Source organism: Maribacter litopenaei (genome assembly GCF_025244665.1).
Classification (GTDB): Bacteria; Bacteroidota; Bacteroidia; order Flavobacteriales; family Flavobacteriaceae; genus Maribacter; species Maribacter litopenaei.
This window is the reverse complement of sequence record NZ_CP104205.1, coordinates 2,440,824-2,460,213: the sequence shown is the minus strand read 5'-3', so window position 1 is coordinate 2,460,213 and position 19,390 is coordinate 2,440,824. Positions and strand designations below refer to the sequence as shown.

14 protein-coding genes and 7 pseudogenes are annotated in these 19,390 nt (G+C 39.2%); 19 read left to right on the top strand and 2 right to left on the bottom strand.

The features are described from left to right. Positions 1–184: 184 nt before the first annotated feature. Together NYZ99_RS13330 and NYZ99_RS13325 are read left to right on the top strand one after the other, a co-directional pair. Positions 185–1,783 carry a solute:sodium symporter family transporter gene (locus NYZ99_RS13330; protein WP_260571624.1) on the top strand — a complete coding sequence of 533 codons (1,599 nt, stop codon included), beginning with the start codon at positions 185–187 and terminating at the stop codon, positions 1,781–1,783. Positions 1,784–1,853: 70 nt separating this feature from the next. Then, positions 1,854–2,639: an inositol oxygenase gene (locus tag NYZ99_RS13325; RefSeq protein ID WP_260571622.1), complete on the top strand. Its 786-nt coding sequence runs from the start codon at positions 1,854–1,856 to the stop codon at positions 2,637–2,639. A gap of 60 nt (positions 2,640–2,699) precedes the next feature. Here the strand turns inward: NYZ99_RS13325 and htpG are convergent, their stop codons facing one another. Beyond that, a complete protein-coding gene (htpG, locus tag NYZ99_RS13320) occupies positions 2,700–4,589 on the bottom strand; it encodes a molecular chaperone HtpG (RefSeq protein WP_260571619.1) in 1,890 nt (629 codons plus the stop codon). Positions 4,590–4,908: 319 nt separating this feature from the next. On the opposite strand from htpG, the gene NYZ99_RS21990 reads away from it, so the two are divergent. From NYZ99_RS21990 to NYZ99_RS13300, 5 genes and pseudogenes are all read left to right on the top strand, one after another. Next, complete coding sequence (locus tag NYZ99_RS21990) at positions 4,909–5,106, top strand: hypothetical protein (protein ID WP_338039010.1); 198 nt, start codon at positions 4,909–4,911, stop codon at positions 5,104–5,106. A gap of 13 nt (positions 5,107–5,119) precedes the next feature. Then, positions 5,120–5,563, top strand: a complete 444-nt coding sequence (locus tag NYZ99_RS13315) for a TetR family transcriptional regulator C-terminal domain-containing protein (protein WP_338039009.1) — start codon at positions 5,120–5,122, stop codon at positions 5,561–5,563. An 18-nt stretch (positions 5,564–5,581) separates the two neighbouring features. Further along, positions 5,582–6,896: pseudogene (locus tag NYZ99_RS13310) on the top strand (ABC1 kinase family protein). An 89-nt stretch (positions 6,897–6,985) separates the two neighbouring features. Further along, entirely contained in the window at positions 6,986–7,993 is a 1,008-nt protein-coding gene (locus tag NYZ99_RS13305; protein WP_260571617.1) for a 3-oxoacyl-ACP synthase III family protein, read from the top strand. Positions 7,994–8,378: 385 nt separating this feature from the next. Continuing rightward, positions 8,379–8,738, top strand: coding sequence for a CoA-binding protein (locus NYZ99_RS13300; protein WP_260571615.1), 360 nt, complete (start codon positions 8,379–8,381; stop codon positions 8,736–8,738). Positions 8,739–8,748: 10 nt separating this feature from the next. Here the strand turns inward: NYZ99_RS13300 and NYZ99_RS13295 are convergent. After that, positions 8,749–10,230: pseudogene (locus NYZ99_RS13295) on the bottom strand (sodium:solute symporter). 67 nt (positions 10,231–10,297) lie between these two features. On the opposite strand from NYZ99_RS13295, the gene recR reads away from it, so the two are divergent. From recR to NYZ99_RS13235, 12 genes and pseudogenes are all read left to right on the top strand, one after another. After that, the gene (gene recR, locus NYZ99_RS13290) at positions 10,298–10,918 is read left to right on the top strand and encodes a recombination mediator RecR (protein WP_260571613.1); all 621 of its coding nucleotides are present in this window, start codon (positions 10,298–10,300) and stop codon (positions 10,916–10,918) included. 92 nt (positions 10,919–11,010) lie between these two features. Next, positions 11,011–12,370, top strand: a pseudogene (locus NYZ99_RS13285) (dihydrolipoamide acetyltransferase family protein). A 115-nt stretch (positions 12,371–12,485) separates the two neighbouring features. Next, positions 12,486–13,739 carry a DUF481 domain-containing protein gene (locus NYZ99_RS13280; protein ID WP_260571612.1) on the top strand — a complete coding sequence of 418 codons (1,254 nt, stop codon included), beginning with the start codon at positions 12,486–12,488 and terminating at the stop codon, positions 13,737–13,739. A 16-nt stretch (positions 13,740–13,755) separates the two neighbouring features. Beyond that, positions 13,756–14,582: pseudogene (locus tag NYZ99_RS13275) on the top strand (exonuclease domain-containing protein). 10 nt (positions 14,583–14,592) lie between these two features. Beyond that, complete coding sequence (locus NYZ99_RS13270) at positions 14,593–15,204, top strand: fumarylacetoacetate hydrolase family protein (protein ID WP_260571611.1); 612 nt, start codon at positions 14,593–14,595, stop codon at positions 15,202–15,204. Further along, positions 15,204–15,542: an Hpt domain-containing protein gene (locus tag NYZ99_RS13265; RefSeq protein ID WP_260571610.1), complete on the top strand. Its 339-nt coding sequence runs from the start codon at positions 15,204–15,206 to the stop codon at positions 15,540–15,542. The genes NYZ99_RS13270 and NYZ99_RS13265 overlap by 1 nt, the downstream gene beginning before the upstream one ends. Continuing rightward, positions 15,542–16,792 (top strand): annotated as a pseudogene (locus tag NYZ99_RS13260) (competence/damage-inducible protein A). The gene NYZ99_RS13265 and the pseudogene NYZ99_RS13260 overlap by 1 nt, the downstream one beginning before the upstream one ends. Positions 16,793–16,862: 70 nt before the next feature. Then, positions 16,863–17,100, top strand: a pseudogene (gene rpmB / locus NYZ99_RS13255) (50S ribosomal protein L28). A 19-nt stretch (positions 17,101–17,119) separates the two neighbouring features. Continuing rightward, the gene (gene rpmG / locus NYZ99_RS13250; RefSeq protein ID WP_058105695.1) at positions 17,120–17,302 is read left to right on the top strand and encodes a 50S ribosomal protein L33; all 183 of its coding nucleotides are present in this window, start codon (positions 17,120–17,122) and stop codon (positions 17,300–17,302) included. A gap of 7 nt (positions 17,303–17,309) precedes the next feature. Further along, positions 17,310–17,462, top strand: a complete 153-nt coding sequence (locus NYZ99_RS13245; protein WP_260571606.1) for a DUF4295 domain-containing protein — start codon at positions 17,310–17,312, stop codon at positions 17,460–17,462. Positions 17,463–17,546: 84 nt separating this feature from the next. Further along, positions 17,547–18,510: pseudogene (gene ftsY, locus NYZ99_RS13240) on the top strand (signal recognition particle-docking protein FtsY). 122 nt (positions 18,511–18,632) lie between these two features. Then, on the top strand, positions 18,633–19,388 hold the full coding sequence (locus NYZ99_RS13235; protein ID WP_420845127.1) for a DUF2911 domain-containing protein: 756 nt from the start codon (positions 18,633–18,635) through the stop codon (positions 19,386–19,388). Positions 19,389–19,390: the final 2 nt, after the last annotated feature.

The window sequence follows — 19,390 nt, the reverse complement described above, 5'->3', positions numbered from 1 at the left end:
ATTGGAAATCTTGATTTTTTTAATCTCCGAATGGAGGACATTCAATGGAATACTACCAGTTATGCGATGGCGGGTTTTGTCATTTTTATCTTGTTCCAAATTCTTTTATTAAAACAGTATTTCTCCAAGCATAAGGTAATAATCTAGCGAAAGTGATTTAAAATTTATCACTACATTTAAAACGATGATATTCCTATCGTTTTTGCTCTTTACCGGTTTTGTCGCTTTTTATGCGACCTATCAACTTCGTAAGGATAAACTAAATACTAAGTACGGTTACTTTTTGGGAGGACGTTCCTTGACGGGAATCGTAATTGCAGGGTCTTTGCTATTAACGAATATTTCCACAGAGCATTTGGTAGGTATGAATGGTTCGTCCTATAGAAACGGTGCCATTATCATTGCTTGGGAGGTTACTTCGGCATTGGCATTGGTCATTGGGGCCCTATATTTTGCCCCTAGGTATTTGAAAATGGGATTGACGACCATTCCCGAATTTTTGGAAAAACGGTTTGACGGCCTTACCGGAACCATAGTTGCCTTACTTCTTATCATCTCCTTTGTGGCAACGTTGCTGCCTATCGTATTGTATACAGGAGCCCTTAACATAGAAGCCATTTTTGATATCTCAAACCTTTTGGACATTAGTAAGTCCCAGGGTATCCGGGTAACCATTTTAGTAGTCGGGACCATTGGAGCCATCTATGCAATTTTTGGGGGACTCAAGATGGTAGCTTATACGGATACAATCAATGGTTTTGGGTTGTTGGTAGCCGGTCTGTTGGTACCTGTTTTGGCGCTCTTGGCAATTGGGGATGGAAATTTGTTCCATGGACTGGGAGAGGTGTTTAACAATGCCCCGGAAAAATTCAATGTAATCAGCAAAGAATCCGGAGTTGGGGAAGGTGCAAGGTCTGCCATTCTACCTTTTGAGGTGCTATTTACAGGTCTTATGGTCAACCAAATCTATTTTTGGACCATGCACCAATCCATTATACAAAGGGTTTTGGGGGCGGTTAGTTTAAAGGAAGCCCAAAAGGGATTGCTATATACGGGGCTTTTGAAAATTCCGGTTCCCCTCATCATTGTATTGCCTGGGCTAATCGCATTCTATTATTTTGGGGAATCTTTTTATGACAATCCGGATAGCGTATATCCTGAGCTGGTGAAAAAAGTGATGCCTTTTTGGCTCACCGGTTTTTTTGTGGCGGTCATGATGGGCGCTATTTTAAGCACCTTTAATAGTGCGCTTAACAGTGCTGCCACTGTTTTTAGTCTTGGGATTTATAAGCGATATATTTTCAAGGATTCCAGCGACCAAAAGTTGGTCGCCATCGGTAAATGGACCTCGTTATTGCTTGCTATTTTTGCCATTGGTATTGCACCCTTTGTGGCGAATGCCCCGGATGGACTTTATCAGTTACTGCAGCAGCTCAATGGCATTTTCTTTATACCCATTGCCAGCGTCATTATAGCGGGATTTCTGTTTCCAAGGGTTTCGGCATTTGGAGCAAAGGTGGGGCTTTGTTTTGGCCTAGTCTTTTATGTACTCATGTATTACATACTAGAGGTGAACTTGCATTTTGTACATATTTGGGGCATTGAGCTGGTGTTAAATATTGGGATAATGCATTTGGCGTCTTTATATCGGCCAACTAAAACACGGTTTTCTATTCAAGACGCCAATGTATTAGATGTAAAGCCATGGAAATTGGCAAAACCTTTCAGCATTTTCCTGGTACTTTTTACGGTTATCATCTATTTTCTATTGGGAAATGTCTAGAATTCAGTAATTTGTATATATTAAAATAGTTTAGAGTAAAAGATGGAAGAAAAAACATTTAGGAATTACGATGCGCCGAGATGTGTCCGTAGCCGTGAAGGAACATTATCGTAAGATGCGTCAAAACCGGACATACGATTATGTACAGCGCATGCATAAAAAATACCTCACTTTTGACAAGCCGATGGATCTGCGGGAAGCAATGGGGCATTTAAATAGTTTGATAGATGTGAGCGATCCAGATTTGGATTTACCCAATGTGCAGCACTTGATTCAGAGTGCAGAAGCCATTAGGGCGGACAACAGACCTGATTGGATGCAACTTACGGGACTCATTCACGATTTAGGAAAGATTATGTTTATGTGGGGCAGCGATGCCGACGGTACAAGTCAGGCGGAGCAATGGGGAATGGTTGGTGATGTTTTTGTGGTTGGATGTAAATTACCATCTTCTTGTGTGTATCCCGAATTCAATGCCTTAAACCCGGACATGAAAGATGACCGCTACAATACAACAACAGGTGTTTATGAAGAAGGGTGTGGGTTGGACAATCTGGAATTGGCATGGGGACACGATGAGTATCTGTATCAGGTATTAAATAATCACAAGGAAAATTCACTACCCGATGAGGCTATGGTCATGATCAGATACCACTCCTTTTATCCTTGGCACTCTGGAGGAAGCTATAAGGAATTGACCAATGAAAAGGATAAGGAATATTTGGAAATCATAAAGGATTTCAACAAATATGATCTATATACCAAAAGTCAAAAAATATATGACCTAGAAGACGTTAGGGAGTACTATCAACCCATTGCGGAAAAATATTTGGGGAAAGGACCTATTTATTGGTAATTGTTTATGAAGAATAAAAAAAGGGCCACATTGTGGCCCTTTTTTATTTAAACAATGGTCTTATTTTACCATTTCGTAACTCCGCTTAATAAAGTTCGTTAAGTCTGCTCCTTTCAACAAACCTTTGGAAAGCTTGGCCAAATCTAAAGACTGATTGATCAATCGTTCTTTTTTCTTGGCCGTTTTTGTATTCAGGATTTCGCTTACCAATTCATGATTGGTGTTTACGATGAGGTTATACATTTCCGGCATATTCCCCATACCGAACATACCGCCTCCACCGGTTTGCTGCATCTCCTTCATTCGTCGTAGAAATTCCGGCTCCGTAATCACGAATGGGGAAGCATCGCTATCCATGGCTTCCAATTGCACGGTGTAATTGCTTTTTTCTCCAAAAACGGCTTCCAGATCAGCTTTTAGCTTTTCTTTCTCTTCGTCGGATAATTTGGAGATTTGCGTGTCCTCTTTCTGAATCAACTTGTCGATATGATCCGCATCGACCCTAGCAAAGGAAATTTTCTCTTTTGTGGTCTCCAATTTTTGCATCAGATGACCAATTATAGGTGAATCTAACAATAAAACCTCGTATCCTTTGGCCTTTGCAGTTTCAATATAGCTATGCTGTGCTTCTTTATCCGATGCATACAAAATGACCATTTTGTCATCCTTATCCGTTTGGTTGCCCTTTATTTTCTCTTGCAGTTCCTCAAAAGTATAATAGGCACCATCAACGGTTGGATACAATGCAAATTTGTCCGCTTTTTCAAAGAACTTATCCTCGGACAACATACCGTACTCAATAACGATTTTAATATCGTTCCACTTCTTTTCAAAATCCTCACGGTTATTCTTGAAAAGGGAATTCAGCTTATCCGCTACTTTTCCGGTTATGTAAGAAGAAATTTTCTTAACGGCCCCATCAGCCTGTAAATACGACCTTGAGACATTCAAAGGAATATCCGGGGAATCAATGACACCACGTAGCATTGTCAAAAATTCGGGAACGATGCCTTCTACGTTGTCCGTTACGAATACCTGGTTTTGGTACAACTGAATCTTATCTTTCTGAATATTCAAGTCATTTGTAAGCTTGGGGAAATATAGGATACCCGTTAAGTTAAAAGGATAATCCACGTTCAAATGAATGTGGAACAGTGGCTCCTCAAACTGCATGGGATACAGTTCCCTATAAAAACTCTTATAATCCTCGTCTTTTAAATCCGTAGGCTGCTTGGTCCAAGCCGGATTTGGATTATTGATGATATTATCAACTTCCTTGGTTGGGGCCGGATCTTCTTCCTTGGCGTCCTCTGGTTTGGGAAGTGTTTCCGTTTTGGTTCCAAACTTAATGGGAACCGGCATAAACTTGTTGTATTTTCTTAGCAACTCCCGTATTCTTCCCTCTTCCAAAAACTCGGTGGAATCCTCTGCAATGTGAAGAATGATTTCAGTACCACGTTCCGTTTTATTAGATTCCTCAATAGTGAAGTTAGGGGAACCATCACAGGTCCAGTGCACTGCTGGCTCTTCCTTATAACTTTTGGTGATAATCTCCACTTTATGGGCCACCATAAAAGCGGAATAAAAGCCAAGTCCAAAATGCCCAATGATACCTGCATCTTTGGCAGAATCTTCATATTTGTTCAAAAATTCCTCCGCCCCGGAAAAGGCAACCTCATTGATATACTTTTTGACCTCTTCTTCCGTCATTCCCAAACCTTGGTCGATGACGTGAAGCTTTTTACCCTCTTTGTCTATTTTTACTTCGATCAAGGGGTTGCCGTACTCTACTTTTGCCTCGCCAATGGCGGTTAAGTGCTTTAATTTAAGTGTTGCATCGGTTGCATTAGATATTAATTCACGTAGAAAAATTTCATGATCGGAATACAAGAACTTTTTTATAAGTGGAAAAATATTGTCTACCGAAACATTTATTTTACCTGTAGCCATTACCTAGATTTTTTTAATTATTGCAAACATCGTTGGACAAAAAAAATACCGAGACTTATTGAAAGTGACAAACTGACACACTTACTGATAATCAAACTTTAACAAAATTTTTGTTTAATTTTTTTTAATAAAGATTAAACATTATTTAATTTTACTTGTGATTAGGAAAGAAAATGCTATGAAAAAGTTTTAATCATAATCACGTTTGATTATTTATTGGTTAGGTTGTTTGAAAACGTGCTTTCCTCTGAAGGCACGTTTTTTAGTCTAAATCAGATATTTTTTGAAGGTAAATCATAGAACTTAAATAGTTTAAAATATGGCCACTAAGAAAAAGAGTATAACAAAAGAGGAAATGATTGCCAAGTACATGGATTATGTTTTGGAACAGGAAAAGGAACCAAAGACGGTCTATAAGTTTTGTAAGGAAAATAAAATGTCCGAAGCCGATTTTTACAAATATTTTGCCTCCATACTTTCTGTGAAAAAAGGTATCTCGGAATACCTTTTTTACTAATTCCCAGGCATTGATGACCAAAAATAAGGAATACGCCGCATTTACGAATAGAGATAAGTTATTGACCTTTTTTTATACTTTTTTTGAAATGTTGACCCTTAACAGAAGTTATGTGCTATTTGCCCTAACTCAAAGTGGAAACCAGCTTAAAAGTTTGGAGCAACTAAAAGGTTTAAGAATATACTTTAAAGATTTTGCAAAGGAGTTGATTGCCGATGGAAACGAACAAAAAACAAGTAAAATCACAAAACATAATCCTTCCATTTTTTCGGAAGGAGCTTGGTTGCAATTACTGTTTTTGTTGAAATTTTGGATGAACGATGAATCCCAGGGATTTGAAAAAACGGATATGGCCATCGAGAAATCCGTCAATACCGTATTTGACCTCTTTGACAACACTCCTTTGGAAAATATTGTGGATTTTGGAAAATTCCTGTACAAGGAAACGTTCGCATAACACCCTAATTCATAGAACTTGAAAACATTAGACAAAATACCTACCGGAAAAATTGAACGTGCCAGCAAACTCATAAAAACGGGGGTGAAAATAGGAGGAAATTATGCCAAATATTACGGCAAAAAAATAGTAAATCCGAGACTTGACAAGGGATGAACTTGATAACGATAATGCGGGGGATATTTACGACGGACTCAAAAGCCTAAAAGGTAGTGCACTAAAGGTAGCTCAAATGTTGAGCATGGAGAAAAACCTGTTACCGAATGCCTATGTTGAAAAATTCTCCCTTTCCCAGTTTTCCGTTCCTCCCTTATCAGGGCCTTTGGTGCGAAAAACCTTTAAAAAATATCTCGATAAGTATCCGGAAGAGATTTTTGATTCATTTGAAAGGGAATCTATAAATGCGGCCAGTATAGGTCAGGTTCACCGTGCCACCAAGGATGGTATGGACTTAGCTGTGAAAATACAATATCCGGGTGTGGCGGAAAGCATTAGCAGTGACTTGGCCCTGGTTAAACCGATTGCCCTACGAATGTTCAATCTTCAGGGAAAGGACTCTGACAAATATTTTAAGGAGGTTGAGCATAAATTATTGGAGGAGACCAATTACCTTTTAGAAATTGAACAGAGTAAAGAAATTACCTCGAAATGCAGCCATATTGAGAATTTACGGTTTCCTAACTATTATGAAGCCCTTTCCAGCGAGCGTATTATCACCATGGATTGGATGAAGGGCACACACCTTGGAGAGTTTACCAAAACCAGCTTTTCAAAGGAAGTCGGAAATAAATTGGGCCAAACACTTTGGGATTTTTACATGTATCAAATACATGGGATTAGAAAGGTACATGCAGATCCACATCCTGGAAACTTTTTGGTCAATTCTAAAGGCGAGTTGGTAGTGATTGATTTTGGATGTATTAAGGAAGTACCGGATGATTTTTATAATCCTTACTTTGAATTGGCAAAAAAAGAAAATATTTCCAATGATGCTATTTTCACTCAAAAGTTATATGAATTGGAAATTCTCACACCTTCCGATACGGAAAAGGAAATAAAATTCTTTAAATCGCTCTTTCATGAAATGTTAAGCCTTTTTACTTCTCCTTTTCATGAAGAGAAGTTTGATTTTGGCGATACCGATTTTTGGAATAAAATCGCTGCTCTAAGTGAGCACTATGCTTCTGATAAACAAATTAGAAAGATGAACGGAAATAGGGGTTCCAAACACTTTTTATATATGAATAGGACATTCTTTGGACTATACAATCTTTTGAACGACCTAAACGCTGAAATAAAGGTAAATCACTTTCAAAAGTATCTACAAGCATAATAACCTTCTTTTAAAATGAATGTGAAATTAGGAATAGTTCTTATATTGCACTGCTTGTATAGGCACTAAATACGGCTAAAATTCACAATATGTACAATTCAAAAATTACGGGACTGGGCTATTATGTACCTGATAACGTGGTAACCAATGATGACCTTTCCAAAATCATGGATACCAATGATGCATGGATTCAAGAAAGAACGGGTATCAAGGAACGTAGACATGTCATAAAGGGTGAGGATACCACCACATCCATGGGAGTAAAGGCCGCTAAGATTGCCATTGAACGGGCTGGAATCGATAAGGATGATATCGATTTTATTGTGTTTGCCACACTCAGTCCGGATTATTACTTTCCTGGGCCAGGTGTACTAGTGCAGCGCGATTTAGGGATAAAAACCGTTGGGGCCTTGGATGTTAGAAACCAATGTTCCGGTTTTGTGTATGCCATTTCGGTGGCGGACCAATATATTAAAACGGGCATGTACAAAAACATACTTGTAATAGGTTCCGAGTTGCATTCATACGGATTGGATATGACTACCCGAGGAAGGGCCGTCTCAGTGATTTTTGGTGATGGTGCAGGTGCGGCTATTCTGAGTCGGGCCGAAAGTCAGGATGAGGGTATTCTTTCCACCCATTTACATTCCGAAGGGCAACATGCTGAGGAGCTCTCCTTAATAGCGCCTGGCATGGGGAAAAGATGGGTATCCGACATCATTGCCGATAACGACCCCAATGATGAATCATATTTTCCCTATATGAACGGACAATTTGTGTTTAAAAATGCGGTAGTTCGATTCAGCGAGGTGATTATGGAAGGGCTAGGGAAAAATGGATTGCAGCCAAATGATATTGATTTATTGGTTCCACATCAGGCAAATCTTAGGATATCGCAATTCATACAGAATAAATTCGGGCTAAAAGATGACCAAGTGTTCAACAACATTATGAGTTACGGTAATACAACCGCCGCCTCTATACCCATTGCATTGACAGAAGCGTGGGAATCCGGTAAGGTAAACTCCGGTGATTTGGTGGTACTAGCCGCATTTGGTAGTGGATTTACTTGGGGCAGTGTTATCATCAGATGGTAAATAAAAAACCCGTGGCCACGGCCACGGGTTTCCATTAGGTTAAAGTTAAAAAAGGGAAAACCAACCAATTCCCTTTTCTCAAAACCTTAATCCTTGTTATAATAGACTTTTAAATAACCATTATGTTACAGGTTTGGCACCCTTTAACTATAGATTAACGCTAGCATATTGCTTAATAAAGCGAAACCCGGACATTTGCCCGGGTTTCTATGCTGATAAGCTATACTAAACACTAACCATTAACTATAAATATATAGCACTATCAACTTTTTAAATATTTTAATTTTATTAAAAATAAACCTTCTTGTAATTATTATAACACCTTAAAGACTATTAATCCTGAAAATAGTTACAGAACTTAAAAATTTTAACACCCTGATTAAACATGAAAACTACTCTTGTTTTTGGTGCATCCTTAAAACCAAACCGTTACAGTAATTTGGTAATTCATCGGCTTATGGGTAACGGAATCGATACCGAAGCTTACGGATTAAGAGCTGGAGAAATCGGGGGAGTGCAAGTTAAAACCAATTTAGAACAATTCCAAAATATTCATACTATAACGTTATATATTAATCCGGTTAGGCAAGAAGAGTATTATGACAGTATTATAGATTTGGCGCCAAAAAGGGTCATATTCAACCCTGGTACCGAAAATCCAGATTTTCAAGGGCTTCTTGAAGCTAATGGTATAAAAGCAGAAGTTGCCTGTACTTTAGTGCTCTTGGCGACCGGCCAGTACTAGGAAAAAAGCCTTATGTGCTTGTAGGAATAGTTTCCGGTTTTTTCCTTATAAGCCATAAACCTATAAAAGTTATTAGTCCGTTAAGGGGTAACAGTTCATACCCAAATTCGTAACCGCCAAGATATCCGGTGGGAATTTTTGCTAGGCCTACAATAATCAAAACAGAAATCAGTGCCACAATCCACGTAAAGCCATCCTTGATTTGATGTTTAGTGAATATACCAAAGGCGAACAGGCCCAAAAGGGATCCGTAGGTATAGGAAGCAACGGTTAAAAGTCCATCGATAACATTTCTGTCCAATACATATTTAAAAGTGATTACTACTAAAATGAGTAGAAGACTCATTCCCACATGTGTTTGTCTTCTAATTTTTCTCGCTTTTTGCTCCGTTTTCTTGCCTATTCCCAAAAAGTCGACGCAAAAGGAAGTCGTTAAAGATGTCAGGGCACTATCCGCACTGCTGTAGGCAGCGGCTATAAGGCCGAGCATAAAAGTAATGGCGACCGTCATTCCCAAACCGCTGTTCAGCGCAATTTCGGAAATAAAAGGTCTGTTTTAGGTTGTCCGTCCATTAAAGGTATGCCGATTTGGTAACGGTCTGCATAAATAAATAATAATGCGCCCAATAACATAAAGACAAAGGTGACCAGCACAAGCACAAAACTGAAGGAAACCATATTTTTCTGCGCATCCTTTAAATTCCTGCAGGTAAGGTTTTTTTGCATCATGTCCTGATCCAAACCTGTCATACAAATGGTGACGAACATTCCTCCTAAAAATGATTTCACAAAGTGGTTTTTGGCAAAAAAGTCATCAGTAAAGAAAGTCTGACTATAATTGGAAAGTTCTTCGGATTTTAGAAAATCACCGAAACTCCACTCCAATTTGTTGAGTATAAAATAGATGGATAAACCCACCGAAATTAGCATGAACAATGTCCGGAGGGTGTCCGTCCAAACAATGGTCTTAATGCCACCTTTAAAAGTATAGATCCAAATTAGTAGTATAGATAAGGTCACCGTTATTTCAAAAGGAACGTTCCAGGCATCGAATACAAATTGCTGTAATACAATGGCAACCGAGAAAAAGACGAAATGCAGCCCCTAACACCCGTGATACGAAAAAAGACACTGCCCCTACCTTATAACTCACAAAACCGAACCGGTTATCCAAGTATTCATAAATCGATGTAACATTTTGCCTATAGTAGATTGGAAGCAATACATAAGCAGTTACAAAGTAGCCCACCAAATAACCAAAAACAACCTGAAGATAACTGAATTTCGAGGCATCTACCCATCCGGGCACGGATATAAATGTAACACCGGATAAGGAAGCCCCCACCATTCCAAAAGCGACCAAATACCATGGAGATTGCTTCCCCGCCTTAAAGAAATCCTCATTGGAATCATTCTTGCCCGTGAAGTAGGAAATCAATAAAAGAACAGCAAAATAACTGCCAATTAGGAGTAGAATATGGGATGCGGTCATGGTAATTTATTTATCGTCAAAGTACAAAAAGTAAAAATAGTACGTAATTTTACCGAAACTCAACGCAATGGATTTTTCTTCCAAATTATTGGAAAATGCTGTGTATGAAATGGCTCAATTACCAGGAATTGGTAAGCGTACTGCCTTAAGACTGGTGTTGCATCTTTTGAAACAACCCGAGCGCCGGACCGAGGATTTGTCCAACGCCATAATGAAGTTGAGAAATACGGTACAATTTTGTAAAAAGTGCCATAATATATCAGATACGGAACTTTGTGAAATCTGTTCTAACCCAAAAAGGGATGCAACCTTGGTTTGTGTGGTGGAAGATATTAGAGACGTAATGGCCATTGAAAATACGGGGCAATATAGAGGATTGTATCATGTTTTAGGAGGGAAAATATCGCCTATAGAAGGCATGGGACCTCAAGATCTCACAATTTCCTCTTTGGTGCGAAAGGTAAAGGAAGGTGAGGTTAATGAATTGATTCTTGCCTTAAGTTCAACGATGGAAGGGGATACTACCAATTTTTATATTTTTAAACAAATTGAAGGGACCCAGGTTAAAACTTCCACAATAGCAAGAGGAATTGCGGTAGGGGATGAACTTGAATATGCGGATGAGGTTACCTTGGGCCGTAGTATTTTGAATAGGATACCTTTCGAGGGAAGTTTTAATAATAATTAATCAGAGGTAAAGTTATTGCAAAGTCAGAAAAGGGCTTTTAAATTTATTATTTTTGCAAAAAAATCATTCAAAAAGGACGTTAGATTATTGATATGTCAAAATTCGAATTGAAATTACCAAGAATGGGTGAGAGTGTTGCCGAGGCTACATTAACATCCTGGTTGAAGGAAGTAGGAGACACTGTAGAAATGGATGAGGCTATATTTGAAATAGCTACCGATAAAGTAGATAGTGAGGTTCCGAGTGAAGTGGATGGAGTTTTAATTGAGAAGAGATTTGATGTTGACGATATTGTCAAAGTAGGTCAGGTGGTTGCGGTCATTGAAATTCAAGGGGATGCCGCAAATAAGGATGAAGGGAAGAGTGATGAGGAGTCCAACAGTGATGAGGAAATGGCTGTTGTAGCGGAGGAAGCAGTGGTAAGGGCTCAGGAAACTGTAGGTAGTCCCGTTCCGGATTATTCTAACTCAGAAAGATTTTACTCGCCATTGGTCAAGAATATTGCTAGGGAAGAAGGCGTTTCATTTGCCGAACTGGAAGCCATATCCGGCACCGGTAAGGAAGGAAGGGTCACTAAAAATGATATCCTAGACTATATTGAGGGAAGAAGCAATGGAACACCAGCTACGACCGAAAACAAAAAAGTACCCGATGTTCCTCAGCCTTTACAAAGCAAAAAAGAGGATTCAATACAGTTCCCTAAAAGTGCTGAAAAGGATGAGGCCCAAATTAGGGTGGGGGCAGGTGATGAAATCATACCCTTGTCCGAGAATGGGCAAGCTGATAGCCAAACACATGACGGAGAGTGTTTCTACTTCGGCCCATGTTCAAAGTTTCATTGAGGTGGATGTAACCAATATCGTAAATTGGAGAAACAAGGTGAAGGACGCATTTGAAAAGCAAGAAGGTGAAAAATTGACCTTTACGCCGATCTTTATGGAAGCCGTTGCCAAGGCATTAAAAAAATACCCCTTAATGAACATTTCCGTTGACGGGGACAATGTTATAAAAAAGAAAAATATCAATATAGGAATGGCTGCAGCCCTCCCGGATGGTAATTTAATTGTACCCGTCATTAAAAATGCAGATCAATTGAACTTGGTGGGGATGGCAAGGGTCGTTAATGACTTGGCGGAACGCTCTAGAAAAAATGCCTTAAAACCAGATGAGGTTCAAGATGGTACCTATACGGTTACCAATGTAGGTACTTTTGGGAGTGTTTTTGGAACGCCAATCATCAATCAACCCCAAGTGGGAATAATGGCTCTTGGAGCTATCCGAAAAATTCCCTCAGTGATAGAAACCGAGGAAGGTGATTTTATAGGGGTGAGGAGTAAAATGTATTTATCACATAGCTATGATCATAGGGTAGTGAACGGTGCCTTGGGAAGTATGTTCGCCAAGGCCGTGGCCGATTATCCGGAAGCCTGGGATGCAGATAGGGAAATTTAAGGCTCTAACCTGTTTAGTTTAATACTTTGGATTAACAGAATTCTAACATTCTATTTCTCTTTTTGATTTTAACTTTGATGGCTTACCAAACCAACAAATGTTAAAATTCATACCCATGTTTTTCAAAAAATCTTTTGAAAGACTTGCCCTTATTTTACTTTGCCTAGTCCCTCTCTTTGCAATTTCACAAGAGAACGAAGAAGAAAAGGAGACTCAAATGAGGCTCTTTATCGACTGTAATTGTGACAAGAATTTTCTACGACAGGAAATTAAATATGTCGGCCATGTCAGGGATCAGGCACAAGCAAATATCAAATTATTTATTTTCGATATATCCAATGGAAGCGGCGGCAGAAAATATACCTTAAATTTTCAGGGTGAGGGATATTATGAGGATATTTTGGGAAAATTGACCTATGATACAACAGCTAACATGACTGGCGATGAGGTTAGGAAAGGGTTGCTAAAAAAGGTTCAATCGGGACTTTTAAAATACGTTATTCATTCTGGTTTAGCAGATAATATCACCTATACCGTAAATAGAGATGGCACTGGAGAAGTGCAGGAAATAAATTATACAGATCCTTGGAACAATTGGATATTTGAGGTTTTTGGTGATGCTAGATTGGATAAGGAATCCAGTAGAAAAAACTTTAGTTATACCCTCGGTTTTGAAAGCGATCATGTAACTGAAAAATGGCGCATTAGGACTGATATTAGGGTTAGTCAGGCGAACAGCGAATATGTTCAGGATGAGGAGACCTTTACCAGTCAAAGATTTAGATATTCTTTAGATGGCAGTATAGTAAGGAGTTTGTCTGACCATTGGTCTGCAGGTGTATTTGGTGGGGGAAGGCATGACACTTTTACAAATCTTGATTTTAGATATTATTTTACGCCAGCGTTGGAATACAATATATTTCCATATAAGGAAGTGCTTCGTCGGGAAATAACCCTTGCCTATAAAATAGGCTATTTTCATAATGACTATATAGAAGCGACCATTTTCGACAAGTTGAATGAAGGTATTTTCAATCATTCCCTGGATTTCCAAGTTCGCTACAGACAACCTTGGGGCAGTGTGTATACCAGATTGCGGGGCTCTACTTTTTTAAATGATTTTAGCAAGAATAGAATTCAATTTAACGGCAATTTATCTGTTAGGCTTCTAAAGGGGCTATCCGTACGGTTTTCAGGAAGATTTGAACTCATTAGAGATCAAATTAACTTACCTGCAGGGGATGCCTCCATCGAAGATGTTTTGTTACAGCAAAAACAGATTGCCACGGATTTTGAAACTGGTTTTAGAATAGGATTGAGCTATACCTTTGGCTCGGCATTTAACAATATTATCAATACAAGACTTTAATAAAGTGTATGGTCTTATAGACCTAGACTTCGGTGTTAAAAGTTATCTTTGCTCAAAATTAAAATTATGGAGCTTAAGCTTACCGAGACCTATTTGTTTTTTTGACTTGGAAACGACCGGCACCAATGTGGCCAAAGACCGTATTGTTGAGATATCCATTCTCAAGGTTTTTCCAAATGGTAATAAGGAAAGTAGGACATGGTTAGTAAATCCTGAAATGGAAATTCCGGAAGATGTTGTGGCCATCCACGGTATTTCAAACGAAAAAGTCGCCAACGAACCCAACTTTAGGGAACTATCCAGGGAAATACACAAGATGATTAAGGATAGTGACTTGGCCGGTTTTAATTCTGACCGATTTGACATTCCATTGTTGGCCGAGGAACTTTTAAGGGTGGATATAGATTTCGATATGAAGAATACGGTATCGGTGGATGTCCGAACATATTCCATAAAAAGGAAAAAAGGACCTTGGAAGCTGCCTACAAGTTCTATTGTGATAAGGACTTGACCGATGCCCACAGCGCCGAGGCTGATACAACGGCAACGTATGAAGTCTTACTTTCTCAATTGGAACGCTATCCGGATCCGGAAAATAACATCAAAAAACTGGCCGAATTTTCCAAGCGAAGGGAATTCGTGGATTTTGCAGGATTCATCGGGCTGGATGAGGAAGGCGATGCTATTTTTTCCTTTGGAAAGCATAAAGGTAAAAAGGTACACGATGTATTGGAAAAGGAGCCTGGATATTTTGGATGGATTTTAAATGCCGACTTTCCACTTTACACTAAAAAAATCCTAACCCGGATAAAGTTGAGCAAACTTAATAATAAGCTTAGTTAGAACGATAATTATGAAGATAATCTGTATCGGCAGAAATTATACCGAGCATATACAAGAACTTAAGAACGAAAAACCTACGGAACCCGTTATTTTCATAAAGCCGGATTCGGCGGTATTGCCAAAGGAGCAAGATTTTTATATCCCTGAATTTTCAGAGGATGTCCATTATGAGGTAGAGGTATTAGTGAAAATCAAGCGCGTTGGTAAACATATTAAGGAGGAATTTGCCGGGACCTATTACGATGAAATTGGTTTGGGAATTGATTTTACCGCTAGGGACTTACAGTCTAAACTTAAGGAAAAAGGGTTGCCCTGGGAAAAGGCCAAGGGTTTTGATGGTGCTGCAGTTATTGGTAAATGGATGCCAAAGACTAATTTTAAGGACCTTAACAACTTGACTTTTAGTTTGTTGAAGAATGGCGAGGTTATGCAGAAAGGGAATACCTCCCTAATGTTATGGAAAATTGATGAAATAATATCCTATGTGTCCACGTTCTTTATGCTCAAAAAGGGTGATGTGATTTTTACGGGAACACCTGCCGGGGTTGGCAAAGTTAGTGCAAATGACTACCTTACTGGGTATTTGGAAGACGAGGAACTTTTTAATGTCAAAATAAGATAATGATATATAGTTTAGACAAGATTAATGAAATGGCCGATGGAGATCAGGATTTTATACTATCCGTCATTTCCGTTTTTTTGGACGAAGTTCCTGAAGACTTAAAGGGTCTAGAAGCCGCGATTCAAGAACGCGACTACGAAACAACCTATCAATTGGCTCACAAGATAAAGCCCAATGTGGATTTATTGGGTATGGAGCAAACCCGGGCTGCCGCTTTGGAAGTAGAAACCTTGGGAAAGCAAAGTGCTAGTTGGGAAGCCATAGAGAAGACCTTTCCTATCCTAAAAACCGATATCCATCAGGTAATCGGTGAGCTAAAAAATGACTTTCACCTATAATGTTCGCTGATATAATAACCATTGGTGATGAGATTCTCATCGGCCGGATTATTGACACGAATTCAGCATTTATAGCCAAGGAACTCAATAAAATTGGGATTTCCGTATATCAGATTACCTCGGTTCAAGACGAGCGAGATCATATTCTACAGGCTTTGGAGGAGTCCAAGGCCCATGCGGATATAGTAATAGTGACAGGGGGGTTGGGTCCTACAAAGGACGATATAACCAAACATACCTTTTGCGAATTTTTCAATGACGAACTGGTAGAGAACAAGAAAGTCCTTGAACATGTTGAAAACCTTTTTGCAAAGCACATATCCAATACTCCAATTTCAGACTTAAATAGAAAGCAAGCTTGGGTGCCAAGTAAGGCCAAGGTTTTGCATAATGCGAATGGTACGGCTCCTGGAATGTGGTTTTATGAGGATGAAACCACCTTTATTTCGTTGCCGGGCGTTCCTTTTGAGATGAAACATCTTATAAAGGAAGTGGTTATTCCGTAATTGATAGACTTTTATGAACGTCCGCACATTATCCATAAGACTATTAACACCTATGGAATGGGGGAAAGTTCCATAGCCCAAAAGATAGAGGACTGGGAGAATAATCTTCCAAATTTTATAAAACTTGCCTATTTACCAAGTTTGGGCAAGGTTAGATTGCGCTTAACCGCCAAAGGAACCGACTATAAAATCTTGTCTAAGGCTATTGCTGAGGAATCCGAAAAATTAGTGCCCTTGATAGGTGATATTATTCAGGGTACGGAAGATGATGAAGTTATTGAAGAGGTCATTGCCAAGTTATTGACAAAAAAGGGGTTGACTTTGGCAACGGCAGAAAGTTTTACGGGAGGAACTATTGCCAGTCAAATTACGGCTGTTCCAGGAGCTTCTGCATATTTTAAGGGGAGTGTGGTTAGTTATGCGACGGAAACAAAGGTAAACGTATTAGGGGTACCCCAAGAATTGGTGGACAACTTCTCAGTAGTGAGCGAGCAAGTGGCCGTAGCCATGGCCAAGGGTGTTCAAAAGCTATTGGGTACTGATTTTGCCATAGCCACTACTGGCAATGCCGGACCCACAAAAGGTGACTCCGATGCCGAAGTAGGAACAGTCTACATCGGTATTGCGTCGCCCACCAATGTTTTTGCCCTTAAATTCACCATGGGAAGTCAACGTGAAAGAATAGTTCAAAAGTCTGTAAATAAGGCATTTGAGTTGCTTCAAAAAGAAATTTTAAAAATGTGAGTTGGATTGTTGGCTGGAAGATAAAAATGATATAAATTTGCACCCTGTTTAAAAGAAAAAATTCGGCACGATGTCAAAAGTTTGTGAAATTACGGGAAAGAAGGCGATGGTAGGTAACAATGTTTCCTTCTCCATCAACAAGACAAAAAGAAGATTTGATGTAAATCTTTCCAAAAAGAGATTTTACATTCCGAGAGGAAGACCGTTGGGTAACTTTAAAAGTTTCTACGAGAGCTTTGAAGCTTATCAATAAAAAAGGTATTGCTGCCGTATTAAAGGACGCAAAAGCTAATGGGTTAGTAAAGTAACCTATAATTATAGAGTACAATGGCAAAGAAAGGCAATAGAATACAAGTTATATTAGAGTGTACTGAGCACAAGGAGTCCGGACAACCAGGAACTTCTAGATATATTACTACAAAGAATAAGAAAAATACTCCGGAGAGATTAGAGATTAAAAAGTTTAATCCAATCTTGAAGAGAATGACAGTTCATAAAGAAATAAAATAAGTAGGTCATGGCAAAGAAGACGGTAGCAAGTTTACAATCAAGTTCTAAAAGATTGACAAAAGCCATAAAAATGGTTAAGTCACCAAAAACAGGTGCTTATGTTTTTGTAGAATCGGTCATGGCCCCCGAAATGGTTAATGAGTGGTTGGACAAGAAATAACCTATTTTTAAAGAGTTTTAAAAGCCCCTTTCCTTACGAAAGGGGCTTTTTAATTTTTATATTTGATGAACTATTGATTACAGGATGAGTTTATTTAAAAAAATATTTTCTTCGGAAAAGAAGGAAACCCTTGATAAAGGTCTCGGAAAAAACAAAAACCAGTTTCTTTACCAAATTAGGAAAGGCCGTTGCTGGTAAGTCCAAAGTTGATGATGATGTCTTGGATAACCTCGAAGAAGTGCTGGTAACATCGGATGTTGGGGTTAGTACTACTTTGAAGATTATAGAACGTATTGAGGCACGGGTTGCCCAGGACAAATACATGGGGACTGATGAGCTAAACACCATATTAAGGGAAGAAATAGCAGGATTGCTTTCAGAGACCCATACTGGTGAGGACTCGGAAGTTCATGTGCCAACAGGTAAAAAGCCTTATGTTATTATGGTAGTGGGAGTAAACGGAGTTGGCAAGACCACTACTATTGGAAAACTTGCACATCAATTTAAAAAGCAAGGATTAAAGGTTATTCTTGGTGCAGCGGATACGTTTAGGGCCGCCGCTATTGACCAATTGCAGGTTTGGGCCAATCGAGTAGATGTGCCCATTGTGAAACAACAAATGGGGAGTGATCCGGCTTCTGTAGCATTCGATACCCTAAGTTCTGCGGTAAAGCAAGATGCGGATGTTGTTATCATTGATACCGCAGGAAGATTACATAATAAGGTTAACTTGATGAATGAGTTGAGCAAGGTAAAGCGGGTAATGCAGAAGGTGGTCGACGATACTCCTCATGAAGTGTTGTTGGTACTGGACGGGTCTACGGGTCAAAACGCCTTTGAGCAGGCAAAACAATTCACTAAGGCCACGGAGGTTACTTCACTGGCAGTAACTAAATTGGATGGTACTGCAAAAGGAGGTGTGGTCATCGGTATTTCGGACCAATTCAAAATTCCCGTAAAATATATTGGGGTTGGAGAAGGGATCGAGGATCTTCAGGTGTTTAATAAATATGAATTTGTAGATTCTTTTTTTAATATTAATAATTGAATAAAATTGGGCTACTAGTACTTATTTTCCATTGCGCCATAACATCGTGGTCTCAGATAATACATCCCAAAGCCAGCCCATATTCTGTTATTGAACAGGAAATTGGCCTATCAAAAATTATCGTGGAATATTCTAGGCCTGCGGCACGAGGGCGTAAAATTTTTGGTTTTCAGGCCGATGGTCAACCTGCATTGGTGCCGTATGGACGTATTTGGCGTGTTGGCGCCAATGAATCCACAAAAATTACTTTTGATACCGATGTTAAAGTGAACGGCCAAAGCCTCCCTAAAGGTCAGTATGCATTGTATGTATTTCCTTATTCAGAATACTGGGATTTGGTATTTCATATGAACATTACCCATTGGGGGGACGGAAGGAATAACTATGACCCAAAAGAAGATGTGTTGAGGGTACGAATCCGACCTATTACTACTTTGGTTTTTCAAGAAAATTTACTCATCTCATTTGATGAAATTGGGCATGATTCCGTAAAAATGGTCATCCAGTGGGCGAGAACAAAAGCGGATGTTCTAATCACGTTTGATACCTATGAAATTATGCGAACCAAAATAGAAAGGACGTTGAAGGAAAATCCAACCGCCCAAACGTATTACGAGGTCGCCCGGTATTACCAAGAGGAAGGGATTCATCTTGCTGAGGCGATTTCTTATTTGGAAAAGGCCTTGGAAAAAGGCGGAGAAACCTATTATTTTTATAGGGTCAAGTCTTTGGTAGAAGGTGATTTGGGGTACTATGATGCAGCCATACAATCTGCTAACAAATCCTTGAAATTAGCGGCCATGGAAGATAAGGACGAGTTTGTTCGTCTCAATCAAAAGAGTATTAAAACATGGGAGGACAAGCTGGAAAATAATTGAAA

Bases quoted from the DNA above. Each gene is read 5' to 3' on its own strand.
- NYZ99_RS13330 (WP_260571624.1), top strand. From the start codon at position 185: ATGATATTCCTATCGTTTTTGCTCTTTACCGGTTTTGTCGCTTTTTAT.
- NYZ99_RS13325 (WP_260571622.1), top strand. From the start codon at position 1,854: ATGCGCCGAGATGTGTCCGTAGCCGTGAAGGAACATTATCGTAAGATG.
- htpG (WP_260571619.1), bottom strand. From the start codon at position 4,589: ATGGCTACAGGTAAAATAAATGTTTCGGTAGACAATATTTTTCCACTT.
- NYZ99_RS21990 (WP_338039010.1), top strand. From the start codon at position 4,909: ATGGCCACTAAGAAAAAGAGTATAACAAAAGAGGAAATGATTGCCAAG.
- NYZ99_RS13315 (WP_338039009.1), top strand. From the start codon at position 5,120: ATGACCAAAAATAAGGAATACGCCGCATTTACGAATAGAGATAAGTTA.
- NYZ99_RS13305 (WP_260571617.1), top strand. From the start codon at position 6,986: ATGTACAATTCAAAAATTACGGGACTGGGCTATTATGTACCTGATAAC.
- NYZ99_RS13300 (WP_260571615.1), top strand. From the start codon at position 8,379: ATGAAAACTACTCTTGTTTTTGGTGCATCCTTAAAACCAAACCGTTAC.
- recR (WP_260571613.1), top strand. From the start codon at position 10,298: ATGGATTTTTCTTCCAAATTATTGGAAAATGCTGTGTATGAAATGGCT.
- NYZ99_RS13280 (WP_260571612.1), top strand. From the start codon at position 12,486: ATGTTTTTCAAAAAATCTTTTGAAAGACTTGCCCTTATTTTACTTTGC.
- NYZ99_RS13270 (WP_260571611.1), top strand. From the start codon at position 14,593: ATGAAGATAATCTGTATCGGCAGAAATTATACCGAGCATATACAAGAA.
- NYZ99_RS13265 (WP_260571610.1), top strand. From the start codon at position 15,204: ATGATATATAGTTTAGACAAGATTAATGAAATGGCCGATGGAGATCAG.
- rpmG (WP_058105695.1), top strand. From the start codon at position 17,120: ATGGCAAAGAAAGGCAATAGAATACAAGTTATATTAGAGTGTACTGAG.
- NYZ99_RS13245 (WP_260571606.1), top strand. From the start codon at position 17,310: ATGGCAAAGAAGACGGTAGCAAGTTTACAATCAAGTTCTAAAAGATTG.